Genomic DNA, 12,418 nt, shown 5'->3' with positions numbered 1-12,418 from the left:
CGATTCCGCCAGCTCACAGGAGGTCGGCCGTGTCCACTCCCGCACTTCGCCGCGGTCTGCGCACCCTCGGCACGCTGCTCATCACGTTGTCCGCGATCAGCCCGGCCTCGTCGGTCTTCATCATCGCGCCGGGCGTCCTCTCCGGGGCCGGTACGGGCGCCTTCTACAGCTTCGTGGCCGCCGCGGTCGTCGGCGTGTTCATGGCCTTCGTCTACGCCGAACTCGCGTCGGCCTTCCCGCTGGCGGGCGGCGAGTACGCGATCGTCACCCGCACCCTCGGCAAGTTGCCGGGCTTCGCCGTACTGGGCCTGATGATCATCACGCAGGTGCTCATCGTCGCGGTGATCGCGCTCGGCGTCGGCACCTACCTCGGGGTGCTGCTGCCCGGCGTGCCCGGCCCGGTGATCGCCGCGGCGACGTGCGTGGTCGCGGCCGTCGTCGGGGTGTTCGACATCAAGCTCAACGCCTGGGTCACCGGGATCTTCCTGGCGATCGAGATCCTCGCGCTGATCGTGGTCAGCGCGCTCGGGTTGCTGAACCCGGCCCGTTCGTTCGGCGAGCTGCTCACACATCCGGTCGCCCCGGACGGCGGCCCGGCGACGGTCGGCGCGATCGCGATCGCCACCTCGGTCGCGATCTTCGCCTACAACGGCTACGGCTCGGCGGGGTACTTCGGCGAGGAGACGCAGGACGCCTCCCGTGGGATCGCCCGCGCGATCCTGTTCGCACTCGGCATCACGGTGCTCGCCGAACTGATCCCGGTGACCGCCGTACTCCTCGGGGCGCCCGATCTGAACGCGTTGTTCGCCTCGGGGAACATGTTGTCCCACTTCATCGACTCGCGGGGCGGCGGCACGCTCGGCACGGTGATCGGCCTGGCCGTCGCGCTCGCGATCATCAACGCGGTGCTGGCGATCGTCCTGATCAGCTCGCGGATGCTGTTCAGCAGCGGCCGCGACCGCGCGTGGCCGTCGCCGGTCAACCGGGCGCTGGCCGCGGTGCATCCGAAGTTCGGGACGCCATGGGTGGCCACCGTCGGCACCGGCGCCGTGGCCGCGCTGCTCTGCTTCGTCGATCCGAAGCTGCTGCTGGTGGTCACGAGTACGTCGATCGTGGCGGTGTACGCGGCGTTGTGCCTCGGCGCGATCGTCGGCCGCCGAACCGGCGCCACCGCGCACGCCCGCTACCGGATGCCGTGGTTCCCGGTCGCGCCGGTGCTGGCGCTGGCCGTGCTGGTGTTCGTCGTCTACCAGAACCTGCTCGATCCGGCGGTGGGACGGCCGAGCCTGATCGTCACGGCCTGCGTCGCCCTGCTGTCGATCGGGTACTACGTCTTCGTGCTGCGGCGGCGGGGCGGCTGGAAGCTCGCCGAGGTCGAGGAAGAGAAGGCCGAGGAGCCCGCCTGACTCAGGTGTACTCCGCGATCTCGACGCCGTAGGTGCCCGGCTCGAGCGCCTCGAAGATGTGCGGGACGTCGCCGGGGTAGCAGATGTAGTCGCCGGGCAGCAGCTCGACCGGTTCCTCCCGCGGTCCGACCTTGGCACGGCCCGCGCTCAGGACGATGTGCTCGACGATGCCGCTCGTATGCGGATCGGAAAGCCGGGGCTTCCCGGGCTCGGCGCGGATCAGGTACACGTCGCGCCGGGCGCCGGGCGGGCAGGAGCTGAGCAGCGTGCACGCGTAGTCGGCGTGTTCGGCGAACACGGTCGGTCCGCTGCCCGAGCGGATGACCTGCACGCGGGGGCGCTCGGGTTCGACCACCCGGGAGAACGGGATGTCGAGCGCGACGCACAACGCCCAGATCGTCTCGACGCTCGGGTTCCCGGTCCCGGACTCCAGCTGGGAGAGCGTCGACTTCGCGATCCCGGCGCGTTTGGCGACCTCGGTGAGGGACAGCCCGGTGCGGGCGCGCTCCCGGCGCAGGGACGTGGCGATGACGTCCAGTGGTGCGCCGTCGGACGCGGTCGGGGACATGCGTTCGCTCCATCGGTCGTTGCGTTCGCCTTGACGAACGGGGTGGCGTTCGTTCATTGTATGACGCTATGCGTTCGATTTGGCGAACAACCGTCCGTGTCCTGGGGCGCGATCTCCTCCGTGACATCGGCCTGGTCTGCCTCGCCGACACCATTGTCGGGATCTCCTACGGTGCGATCGCGGTGGGCTCCGGCTTCCCGATCTGGGCACCGATGCTGCTTTCGGTGCTGGTCTTCGCCGGCGCCTCGCAGTTCATGTTCGTCGGCATCATCGCCGCCGGCGGCAGCCCGGTCGCGGCCGTCGCCGCCGGCCTGCTGGCCAACGCGCGGCATCTGCCGTTCGGCTTCGCGATCGGTGACGTCCTGGGGAAGCGGTGGTCGTCGAGGGTGATCGGCAGCCATCTCATGATCGACGAATCGGTCGCCTTCGCGCTGGCCCAGCGCGACGAGCAGCGGCGCCGGGCCGCCTACTGGGTGTGCGGCATCGGGCTGTTCGTGTGCTGGAACGTCGGTGTCCTCGCCGGGGCGTACGCCGGGACCGCGATCAGTGACACCGACGCCTTCGGCCTCGACGCCGCGTTCCCGGCGGTCCTGCTGGCACTGGTCCTGCCGTCGCTGCGTGACCGCGCCGCCCGGCTGCCGGTGTTCCTCGGGGTGGCCGTCGCGCTGGCGACGACGCCGTTCCTGCCCGCGGGGCTGCCGGTGCTGCTCGCGCTGGTCGGCGTACTGGCCGGTGTCGCGGCGAAGGAACCGGCCGACCGCGAACCCGAAGGAGTGCGCTGATGGACCCGCTGGACTTGATCATCGCGGGCGGCGTGCTCGCCGCCGGTACCTTCGCCTTCCGCTTCGCCGGACCGGTGCTGAAGGCGCGGTTCACCGTGTCGCCCAAGGCTGAGAAGCTGATGGCGCGCTCGGCCGTCGTCCTGCTCGCCGCCCTGGTCGCGGTCGCCGCGCTGACCGAGGGGCACGAGTTCGCCGGGTACGCCCGGCCCGCCGGTGTCCTGGTCGGCGGCGTGCTCGCCTGGCGGAAGGCGCCGTTCGCCCTGGTCGTCGTGGCCGCCGCCGCGACCGCCGCCCTGCTGCGGCTCGCCGGGGTCCCCTGACCTGGCCGTTCCCCGGGACGCCTAAGCTGGGGGGAAGGTCTTTCGGGAGGTCGAGTGGCGATCGCGACGGGGGCACGGCCGGTGGTCGGCGTGCTCGCACTGCAGGGTGACGTGCGGGAGCACGCCGCGATGGTGGAGCGCGCCGGTGCCCGTGCGCTGCCGGTCCGCCGCCCCGGTGAACTGTCCGAAGTGGACGGTCTGGTGCTGCCGGGCGGTGAGTCGACGACCATGTCGAGGCTGCTCGAGACCTTCGAACTGCTCGAACCCCTGCGCGAGCGGATCGCGGACGGACTGCCCGCGTTCGGCTCCTGCGCCGGGATGATCCTGCTCGCCCGCCAGGCCCTCGACGGACGGCCTGACCAGCGGCAACTCGGCGGCCTCGACGTCGTCGTCCGGCGCAACGCCTTCGGACGTCAGGTGGACTCCTTCGAGGCGGACCTCGACTTCACCGGTATCGAAGGCGGCCCGGTGCACGCCGTGTTCATCCGCGCCCCGTGGGTCGAAAAGGCGGGCGACGGGGTGGAGGTACTCGCCAGTGTCCCCGAAATACCGGGGCCGGACGGCGCGGGCGCTAGGATCGTCGCGGTCCGGCAGGGGGCGGTACTCGCCACGTCGTTCCACCCCGAACTCACCGGGGACGAGCGCGTGCACAGGCTGTTCGTCGACCTCGTGCGACAGGCTTAGGCAAACCGACACTGTGCTCAGCGGCGGGCACAGGAGTAGATGGAGGAGAGATGAGCGGCCACTCCAAGTGGGCCACCACGAAGCACAAGAAGGCCAACCTGGACGCGAAGCGCGGCAAGCTCTTCGCCCGGTTGATCAAGAACATCGAGGTGGCGGCACGGACCGGCGGTGGCGACCCGGATGGCAATCCGACGCTCTACGACGCCATCCAGAAGGCGAAGAAGAACTCGGTCCCGCAGGACAACATCGAGCGCGCCCGCAAACGCGGCGCCGGTGAGGAAGCGGGCGGCGCCGACTGGCAGACCATCACCTACGAAGGCTACGGCCCGAACGGTGTGGCCGTGCTGATCGAATGCCTCACCGACAACAAGAACCGCGCCGCCATGGAGGTGCGGACCGCGCTCACCCGGAACAACGGCTCGCTCGCCGACCCGGGTTCGGTCGCCTACATGTTCAACCGCAAGGGCGTCGTGATCATGCCCAAGGGTGACGCCGCCGAGGACGACGTCCTCATGGCCGTGCTCGACGCGGGTGCCGAAGAGGTCAACGACCTCGACGAGAACTTCGAGATCGTCGCCGAGGCCACCGACCTCGTCCCGGTCCGGAAAGCCTTGCAGGAAGCCGGTTTCGAGTACGAGTCCGCGGATCTCACCTTCCTGCCGTCGGTCAGCGTGCCGCTGGACGTCGAAGGCGCGAAGAAGGTCTTCAAGCTCATCGACGCGCTCGAGGATTGCGACGACGTGCAGAACGTCTACGCGAACTTCGACGTTTCCGACGAGGTCATGGCCGAGGTCGGCTGATCGTTTTTCCCGTCATGCCGCGGAAAATCCGTGCCGGGGCTAGGTGCGGGCACGGACGTGGGGCAGAATGTCGCGCGTGACGACCTCCGAAGCCGACGCCCTCACCGCCGAAGAAACCGAACTGATCCAGTGGATCGAGTCGCAGGCGAAGGCGAGAGGCAACGCGGTCATCGCGGTCGCGGGGGACGAGGAGGAAACGGGCTTCTGCTTCACCGCGTGCGCCTGGGCGCTGCACAGTGTCGCGGAGGCGGTCGTGATCGGGCTGCCCGAGCAGATGGGCCCGGTGCTGCTCGACGCCTACGTCGACCGTGCGGCCAACGGCGAGATCTTCGAGGTCGGCAAGCGCTACGACGATTTCTTCGAGGGCGCGCCGGTGGTCTTCGAGCGGGTCGCGAAGGGGCACTATCCCGAGTACTTCGGGAGCGCGTTCCTGATCTACCCGGACGGGGACTTCCCGGCGCTGCAGCTGATCGTCGCCACGCCGGATGGGCACTTCCCCTGGCACCCGGACGCTCCGGAGGGCTTCGCGCGGTACCAGCCGGTGCTGACCGAATCCGGCGACCCGGAGAGCTGGACGCCGGGCGTCGACGGTCCCTGAGACCGCTGCTGAGCGCGCTATGAAAGGTCCTTTCCTTGCAAAATTTGCGAGGAAAGGACCTTTCCTTGCATCCGTCGCCCTGGTTCGTGGCGCATTCAGAGGACTAAACGCGGGCCTCAGGGGAGCCAGGGCTTCAGGTCGTCCGCCGCCTCCGGCCATTCCGCGGCCAGCGCCGCGGCGGAACGGAACTCCACGCTGTCGTCGGTGTAGGGCGGCACCACCACGGTCCCGGCCAGGCTCCACTCACCGGTACTGACCGACGCCTGCCAGACCCCGGCGGGCACCACCACCTGCGGACGCTGACCGGCCGCGACGTCCGGTCCCAGCACCGGCCGCGAGATCCGCCCGTCCGGGAACAACAACAGCATCCGGACCGGCGCCCCGGCGTGATGGGCGTAGATCTCCAGCCGGTCGAGCCGGTGCGGCGCCGAGGTTTCCGGCGGTACCAGCAGGTAGTAGATCGCCGACGCGGTCTCGTCGCGCCAGCTCTGCGCCCAGCGGCCACCTTCCACGGGCAGCGGTTGGAGACCCAGATGAGCGGTGAAGTCGGCAGGGCTCGGCATGTCTCCATCCTGCCGTCGATCGCTCCGGGTAGCCTCAGGCTCGAACGGATGTTCGTGAAACGGCGGAGGGAAACACGTGCGGGTACTCGGGGTCGACCCCGGTCTGACCAGGTGCGGGCTCGGCGTGGTCGACGGCGGCACGGGCCGTACCGTCCGGGCCGTGGCGGTCGACGTCGTGCGGACCTCGCCGGACGCCGACCTTTCCGTGCGCCTGCTGGGGATCTCCGACGCCGTCGAGCGGTGGATGGACCGCTACAAGCCCGAAGCCGTCGCCGTGGAGCGGGTTTTCGCGCAGCACAACGTCCGCACCGCGATGGGCACCGCGCAGGCGGGCGGGGTCGTCGCGCTCGCGGCCGCCCGGCGCGGGCTGCCGGTCGTCTTCCACACGCCGAGTGAGGTCAAGGCCGCCGTCACCGGCTCCGGCCGTGCGGACAAGGCGCAGGTCACCGGTATGGTCATGCGGCTGCTCGGCCTCGAGGTCAAACCGCATCCGGCGGACGCCGCGGACGCGCTCGCGCTCGCGATCTGCCATCTCTGGCGTGAGCCGATGCGGGTCCGGCTCGCCGAAGCCGAGGCCAGGGCGGCCGAGATCGCCAAGAACCACAAGGCCAGGCTCGCCGCCGCGGCACAGCGCGCCAAACAACACGAAGCGAAGACGCAGGGAGCGGCTCGATGATCTCCTCGGTACGCGGTGAAATCCTCTCCATCGGCCTCGACCACGTCGTGATCGAGGTCGGGGGAGTCGGCTTCGCCGTGCAGGCCACGCCCGCCACCCTCGCGACGCTGCGCCGCGGAGAGCAGGCGATGCTGCACACCGCCCTCGTGGTCCGCGAGGATTCGTTGACACTGTTCGGTTTCGCCGACGCCGACGCGCGCGAACTGTTCGGTCTGCTGCAGACGGTCTCCGGGATCGGCCCGCGGCTCGCGCTCGCGACGCTGGCCGTGCTCGATCCGGACAAACTCCGGTCCGCGCTGGTCGAAGGCAACATCACCGTGCTCACCCAGGTTCCCGGCATCGGCCGCAAGGGCGCCGAACGGCTCACCCTCGAACTGCGCGACAAGGTCACCGCGCTCGCCGGCCCGACCGACGGCTCCCCGGTGGCCGCCGCCCCCGGCGTGCTCCGGGGCGAGGTCGTCGAAGCGCTCGCGGGCCTCGGATTCCCGGCCAAGCAAGCCGAACAGGCCGTCGACAAGGTGCTCGGTGAGGGCGACGGGCACACGACGTCCTCCGTACTGCGCGCCGCGTTGGCCACCCTCGGGCGTAAGCGGTAACGAGCCACATGGACTATGAGGCCGTGACGGAATTCGACGCCGACGAGACGCTTTCGGCGCTGCCGCAGACCGGCGAACGCGAGGTCGAGACGACGCTGCGCCCGCGCAAACTCGACGAGTTCGTCGGCCAGCCGCGGGTCCGCGAACAGCTCGAACTCGTACTGGAAAGCGCGCGCCGCCGGGGGGTCCCGCCGGACCACGTCCTGCTCTCCGGGCCGCCCGGACTGGGCAAGACGAGTATGGCGATGATCGTCGCCGCCGAACTCAACGCCGCCATCCGGATCACCTCGGGGCCCGCGCTGGAACGGGCGGGCGACCTCGCCGCGATGCTGTCGAACCTGGCGCCCGGCGACGTCCTGTTCATCGACGAGATCCACCGCATCGCCCGCCCCGCCGAGGAGATGCTGTACCTCGCGATGGAGGACTTCCGCGTCGACGTCGTCGTCGGCAAGGGGCCCGGCGCCACCAGCATCCCGCTGGAGATCGCGCCGTTCACGCTGGTCGGCGCCACCACGCGGTCCGGCTCGCTGACCGGCCCGCTCCGCGACCGGTTCGGTTTCACCGGCCAGATGGAGTTCTACACCGACAGCGAACTCGAACTCGTCGCGCGCCGCGCCGCCACGATCCTCGACGTCGACATCGACCGGGACGGCTGCGCGGAGATCGCCCGCCGCTCCCGCGGCACACCACGGATCGCGAACCGGCTGCTGCGCCGGGTGCGCGACTACGCCGAGGTCCGGGCCGACGGCAAGGTCACGCGCAAGATCGCGCGCGCCGCGCTGGAGGTCTACGACGTCGACGAACTCGGCCTCGACCGGCTCGACCGCGCGGTGCTGACGGCGCTGGTGCGTTCCTTCGGCGGCGGCCCGGTCGGCGTGTCCACGCTGGCGGTCGCGGTGGGGGAGGAACCGACCACCGTCGAGGAGGTGTGTGAGCCGTACCTGGTCCGCGCCGGTATGCTCGCCCGCACTCCTCGTGGCCGGGTCGCCACAGCGGCCGCGTGGGAGCACCTCGGACTGCCGGCCCCGGCCGGTGCCACGCGCGGCGACCAGGGTGGCCCGACCCTGTTCGACCAGGACTGACCGGACCGTTCACGCGGTACGGGGCCCGTGGTGACGACGGGTGGCTGTGGAGTTTCCGCTGGCACCTGGCACACTCGGGTAGAGCACACCCCGCCAAATCGGACAAAACAGCGCACCGCGCGGCGTCCGCTCGAAATGGAGAACCATGAACCAGTTATTGCTGCCGCTGCTCCTGATGCTCGTTGTGGCGATTCCGCTCGTCATGGGCACCCGTAAGCAGAAGAAGGCGGCGGCAGCGCAGCAGGAGCTGCTCGCGAGCCTCGCTCCCGGTGACCGGGTGATGACCACCTCCGGTCTCTACGCGTCTGTCGCCGACGCCACCGCCGACACCACGATCGACCTCGAGATCGCCCCCGGCGTCGTGACCACCTGGCTGCGCCAGGCCGTCCGCGAGAAGGTCGAGCCGGTCGTCGAGACCGACGAGGACACCGCCGATGTCGCGGACGCCGACGAGGTCGTCGAGGCCCCGGTCGTCGAGTCGAAGGACGACGAGCGCGTCGAGGAGAAGTCCGGCGCGCAGATCGCTCCTCCGCTGGAGCACGGCAAGAAGTAAAGCCGGTAAGGCCATCCCCGACACCAGACTTTCGTAGGTGCGGGGCCAACGCCGGGCTCACGCAGCACCGAGTAGTGTCTCGGTGCTGCGTGCGTGTCCGTCGTCATAGTCGTGCCCGTTCACCGGGCATCGTCATCGAGGCAGGTTCGCGGTACCACCGGGCTCCCGTCCGGTGTGTGAACAGCCAAGTCCATTGGGGAACACCCAGTCCGTCCGAGGAGACCGAAGCACAGTGGCCGCACCGGCCGGGCATCTCCGCCCGGGACGCTATCTCGCCTTCTTCGCCCTGATCGTGGTGGCGCTGTACGCCCTGGTGTTCTTCACCGGTAGCGGCAAGCCGACGCCGAAGCTCGGCATCGATCTGCAAGGCGGCACGAGAGTCACCCTGACCGCCCGTAATCCCGACGGCGGCGACCCTCCGCGAGAGTCCCTCGAACAGGCCCGCTCGATCATCGAGCGCCGGGTCAACGGTATCGGCGTCGGCGGCACCGAGGTCGTCCTCGACGGCAGCAACGTCGTGATCACCGTTCCCGGCGAGCAGGGCGACCAGGCCAAGACCCTGGGCAAGACCGCGAAGCTGGGCTTCCGGAAGGTCGTGACGTCGCAGCCGGTGACCCCGGTCCCGCAGCCGTCCACCCCGCCTGCCTCGGGCGCTCCCTCGTCGGCCCCGCCGTCGTCGGGTGCCCCGGGTGCGTCGAGCGCTCCGCCGAGCAGCCCGGCCAACGGTGGCGGTAGCGCCGCCGGCGCGCCGCAGCAGCAGCCGAACGACAACGTCGACGAGAAGACGAAGAAAGAGATCGAGGAAGCCCGGAACATCCGGCAGAACCCCGATCTGATGTCGACGGACCAGGCGAAGCAGGCCGCGGCCGCCGAGAAGGCCTTCGCGTCGCTGAACTGCGCGCCCAACGTGTCGGACCCGCTGGTCGGCAACGACCTCACCGACAAGCCGCTGGTCGCCTGCGGTGACAAGAACACGATGAAGTACCTGCTGGAGCCGGAGTTCCTCCCCGGAACGGAGATCTCCGACGCCTCCTCGGGTTACGACACGCAGAACTCCCAGTGGGTCGTCAACCTGAACTTCAAGAGCGACGGTTCCCGGATCTGGGGCGACTTCACCTCGAAGAACATCCAGAAGCAGGCGGCGTTCGTCCTCGACACCCAGGTCGTCTCCGCGCCGACCATCCAGTCCGCGATCCTCGGCGGCCAGACTCAGATCACCGGCCGGTTCGGTCAGGCCGAGGCGAAGGATCTGGCGGACGTGCTGAAGTACGGCTCGCTGCCGCTGTCGTTCGAATCCTCGGACGCGACCACGGTGTCGGCGACGCTGGGACTCGCGTCGCTGCAGGCAGGCCTCATCGCCGGTGGCATCGGCCTGCTGATCGTGTTCATCTACTGCTTGTTCTACTACCGGCTCCTGGGCGTGCTGACGATCCTTTCGCTGGGCTTGTCCTTCATGCTGGTGTACGCGGTGTTGGTGTTGCTGGGGCGGTGGATCGGGTACACCCTCGACCTCGCCGGCGTGGCCGGTCTGATCATCTCGATCGGTATCACCGCGGACTCGTTCGTCATCTACTTCGAACGTTTGAAGGACGAGATCCGGGAAGGCAGGACCTTCCGGTCGGCGGTCCCGCGTGGCTGGTCCCGTGCCCAGCGCACGATCCTCGCCTCGGACGCGGTGAGCTTCCTCGCCGCGGCGATCCTCTACTGGCTGGCCGTCGGTGACGTGAAGGGCTTCGCGTTCACGCTCGGCATGTCGACGGTCCTCGACCTCGTCGTGGTCTACCTCGTGACGCACCCGCTGGTCGCGATGGTGTCCCGGTCCAAGTCGAAGTTCCTGTCCAACCCCAAGAACCTCGGCCTCGGCGCCGTGCAGCAGCTGGGTTCGGAACGCAAGTCCGCGGCCCGTACCGCCGGGCGCCCGAACGTCAAGGAGGCGTGACCGTGGTCGACGACAAGAACACCACCGCGGGCAAGCGCGAGAGCGTCTTCCGCCGTCTCTATGTGGGCACCGGCGCGTTCGACGTGGTCGGCGCGCGCAAGCGCTGGTACCTCTTCTTCGGTGCGCTGGTCCTGGTGTGCATCGCCTCGATGGGCATCAAGGGCTTCAACTTCGGCATCGACTTCGAGGGTGGCACCCAGATCCAGCTGCCCGCGAACGGCAAGAACGGGCAGATCACCGAAGAGCAGGCCAAGAAGTCCTTCGCCGACGCGCTGGGCAAGCCGGCCGACGAGGCGCAGAAGGTCGGCAGCGGTGTCTCGTCGACCATCCAGCTGCGTTCGGACACGCTGGACGCGGCCGAGGTCGCCAGGGTGAAGCAGGCGCTGTTCGAGGAGCTGGGCCCGATCGGGACCAGCGGGCAGCCGAGCGTCCAGGCCATCAGTGACAGCGCGGTGAGCGCGTCGTGGGGCGGGGAGATCTCCCGGCAGGCGCTGATCGCGCTCGGGGTCTTCCTCCTGGCGGTCACGCTGTTCCTGGCGTTGTACTTCGACATCAGGATGGCGGCCGCGGCGCTGGTGTCGCTGCTGCACGACATCGTGGTCACCGCGGGTGTGTACTCGCTGATCGGCTTCGAGGTCACGCCGGCGACGGTGATCGGTCTGCTGACGATCCTCGGTTTCTCGCTGTACGACACGGTGGTGGTGTTCGACAAGGTCCGCGAGAACACGCGCGGACTGCTCGGCCTCACCCGCCGTACCTACGGCGAGGCGGCCAACCTGGCGCTGAACCAGACCCTGATGCGCTCGTTCAACACGGCGCTGATCGCGATGCTGCCGATCCTCGGGCTGCTCGTGGTCGGGTACATCCTGCTCGGCTCGGGCACGCTGCAGGACCTCGCGCTGGTGCAGCTCACCGGCACCCTGGTCGGCGTGCTGTCCTCGGTCGCGCTGGCCACCCCGCTGCTGGTCGACTTCAAGATGCGTGACCCGAAGTACCGGCAGCAGGCCGACAGGGTCGCCTCGCGCCGCGCGAACCAGGCCCGCAAGGCCGCCGAGCGCGCGGACGACGACTTCGACCCGACCGACGAAGACGCGCTGGAAGCCGAACTCCGCAAGGAGAAGGCGTACGCGGCCGCGGCGAGCGTCCCGGCCCGGAACCAGAAGGCCACCAAGGGCCGTCCGTCGGGTAAGCGCAAGAGGTAACCCGGGTCTCCGCTGCTAGGAAAGGTCCTTTCATTGCAGAATTTGCAATGAAAGGACCTTTCCTAGCGTTCAGAGCCCGGACGCACGACACGAGAGCAGGGAAGTACATGGAGCTGGACAAGGCCCTCGACCTGATCGCCGAGGTGCCGGACTTCCCGGAACCCGGCGTGCTGTTCCGGGACCTGAGCCCGATGTTCGCCGACGCCGCGGGCTTCAAGGCCGTCACCGACGCCTTGGCGGCCACTATCGGCCCCGAGGTCGACCTGCTGGCGGGTGTCGAGGCCCGCGGCTTCCTGCTGGCCGCCGCCGTCGGCTACGCCCGTGGCCTCGGCGTCGCGCTGATCCGCAAGCCCGGCAAGCTTCCCCGGGTCGCCGGCCGGGTCGGCTACGCGCTGGAATACGGCACGGCGACCGTCGAGTTGCCCGAGGGCGTCGTCCAGCCGGGTCAGCGTGTCGCGATCCTCGACGACGTGCTCGCCACCGGCGGCACCGTCGCGGCCACCTGCAAACTGCTGGAAGACGCGAAAGCGCAGGTCACCGGCGTGTCGGTGGTCATGGAACTCGCCGGGCTCGGTGGTCGTTCCGTGCTTGAAGGGCGTCATGTGGAGGCCCTCCGGGTGTGTTGACCGGGCGTACCAAGTAGGCCGCG

At 69.5% G+C, this 12,418-nt stretch carries 15 protein-coding genes; 13 read left to right on the top strand and 2 right to left on the bottom strand.

The genetic code is table 11. The features are described 5' to 3' along the window. The first annotated feature begins 29 nt into the window (after window positions 1–29). Entirely contained in the window at window positions 30–1,406 is a 1,377-nt protein-coding gene (locus SD37_RS22685) for an APC family permease (protein WP_065912933.1), read from the top strand. A 1-nt stretch (window position 1,407) separates the two neighbouring features. Here SD37_RS22685 and SD37_RS22680 read toward each other — a convergent pair whose 3' ends face one another. Then, a complete protein-coding gene (locus SD37_RS22680; protein ID WP_044854989.1) occupies window positions 1,408–1,974 on the bottom strand; it encodes a helix-turn-helix domain-containing protein in 567 nt (188 codons plus the stop codon). A gap of 68 nt (window positions 1,975–2,042) precedes the next feature. On the opposite strand from SD37_RS22680, the gene SD37_RS22675 reads away from it, so the two are divergent. From SD37_RS22675 to SD37_RS22655, 5 genes are all read left to right on the top strand, one after another. Continuing rightward, window positions 2,043–2,756 (top strand): AzlC family ABC transporter permease, encoded by a 714-nt coding sequence (locus SD37_RS22675; RefSeq protein ID WP_044854990.1) that lies wholly within the window; start codon window positions 2,043–2,045, stop codon window positions 2,754–2,756. After that, complete coding sequence (locus SD37_RS22670; protein ID WP_005159089.1) at window positions 2,756–3,076, top strand: AzlD domain-containing protein; 321 nt, start codon at window positions 2,756–2,758, stop codon at window positions 3,074–3,076. Before SD37_RS22675 ends, SD37_RS22670 begins: the two co-directional genes overlap by 1 nt. Window positions 3,077–3,130: 54 nt before the next feature. Beyond that, window positions 3,131–3,760 carry a pyridoxal 5'-phosphate synthase glutaminase subunit PdxT gene (gene pdxT / locus SD37_RS22665; protein ID WP_044854991.1) on the top strand — a complete coding sequence of 210 codons (630 nt, stop codon included), beginning with the start codon at window positions 3,131–3,133 and terminating at the stop codon, window positions 3,758–3,760. A gap of 50 nt (window positions 3,761–3,810) precedes the next feature. Then, on the top strand, window positions 3,811–4,560 hold the full coding sequence (locus tag SD37_RS22660) for a YebC/PmpR family DNA-binding transcriptional regulator (RefSeq protein WP_037308275.1): 750 nt from the start codon (window positions 3,811–3,813) through the stop codon (window positions 4,558–4,560). Between the two features lie 67 nt (window positions 4,561–4,627). Continuing rightward, window positions 4,628–5,158 carry a DUF4262 domain-containing protein gene (locus SD37_RS22655; protein ID WP_044854992.1) on the top strand — a complete coding sequence of 177 codons (531 nt, stop codon included), beginning with the start codon at window positions 4,628–4,630 and terminating at the stop codon, window positions 5,156–5,158. A gap of 116 nt (window positions 5,159–5,274) precedes the next feature. Here SD37_RS22655 and SD37_RS22650 read toward each other — a convergent pair whose 3' ends face one another. Beyond that, window positions 5,275–5,721, bottom strand: a complete 447-nt coding sequence (locus SD37_RS22650) for a cupin domain-containing protein (RefSeq protein WP_044854993.1) — start codon at window positions 5,719–5,721, stop codon at window positions 5,275–5,277. 76 nt (window positions 5,722–5,797) lie between these two features. Here SD37_RS22650 and ruvC point away from each other — a divergent pair, with 76 nt between their 5' ends. The 7 genes from ruvC (at window position 5,798) to SD37_RS22615 (ending at window position 12,395) form a co-directional block, all read left to right on the top strand. After that, window positions 5,798–6,397, top strand: a complete 600-nt coding sequence (gene ruvC / locus SD37_RS22645; protein ID WP_044854994.1) for a crossover junction endodeoxyribonuclease RuvC — start codon at window positions 5,798–5,800, stop codon at window positions 6,395–6,397. After that, window positions 6,394–6,993: a Holliday junction branch migration protein RuvA gene (ruvA, locus tag SD37_RS22640; protein ID WP_044854995.1), complete on the top strand. Its 600-nt coding sequence runs from the start codon at window positions 6,394–6,396 to the stop codon at window positions 6,991–6,993. Before ruvC ends, ruvA begins: the two co-directional genes overlap by 4 nt. An 8-nt stretch (window positions 6,994–7,001) precedes the next feature. After that, window positions 7,002–8,075 (top strand): Holliday junction branch migration DNA helicase RuvB, encoded by a 1,074-nt coding sequence (gene ruvB / locus SD37_RS22635; RefSeq protein WP_037308260.1) that lies wholly within the window; start codon window positions 7,002–7,004, stop codon window positions 8,073–8,075. 145 nt (window positions 8,076–8,220) lie between these two features. Next, window positions 8,221–8,628: a preprotein translocase subunit YajC gene (gene yajC, locus SD37_RS22630; protein ID WP_044854996.1), complete on the top strand. Its 408-nt coding sequence runs from the start codon at window positions 8,221–8,223 to the stop codon at window positions 8,626–8,628. Window positions 8,629–8,860: 232 nt separating this feature from the next. Continuing rightward, window positions 8,861–10,567 (top strand): protein translocase subunit SecD, encoded by a 1,707-nt coding sequence (gene secD, locus SD37_RS22625; RefSeq protein WP_044854997.1) that lies wholly within the window; start codon window positions 8,861–8,863, stop codon window positions 10,565–10,567. Beyond that, window positions 10,564–11,769, top strand: coding sequence for a protein translocase subunit SecF (secF, locus tag SD37_RS22620; protein ID WP_044854998.1), 1,206 nt, complete (start codon window positions 10,564–10,566; stop codon window positions 11,767–11,769). Before secD ends, secF begins: the two co-directional genes overlap by 4 nt. Window positions 11,770–11,876: 107 nt before the next feature. Then, window positions 11,877–12,395 carry an adenine phosphoribosyltransferase gene (locus SD37_RS22615; RefSeq protein WP_044854999.1) on the top strand — a complete coding sequence of 173 codons (519 nt, stop codon included), beginning with the start codon at window positions 11,877–11,879 and terminating at the stop codon, window positions 12,393–12,395. Window positions 12,396–12,418 lie beyond the last annotated feature (23 nt).

The organism is Amycolatopsis orientalis (assembly GCF_000943515.2).
In the GTDB taxonomy this organism is placed as follows: domain Bacteria; phylum Actinomycetota; class Actinomycetes; order Mycobacteriales; family Pseudonocardiaceae; genus Amycolatopsis; species Amycolatopsis orientalis.
The sequence above is the reverse complement of the archived record's forward strand: the minus strand, read 5'-3'. Positions and strand labels throughout refer to the sequence as shown.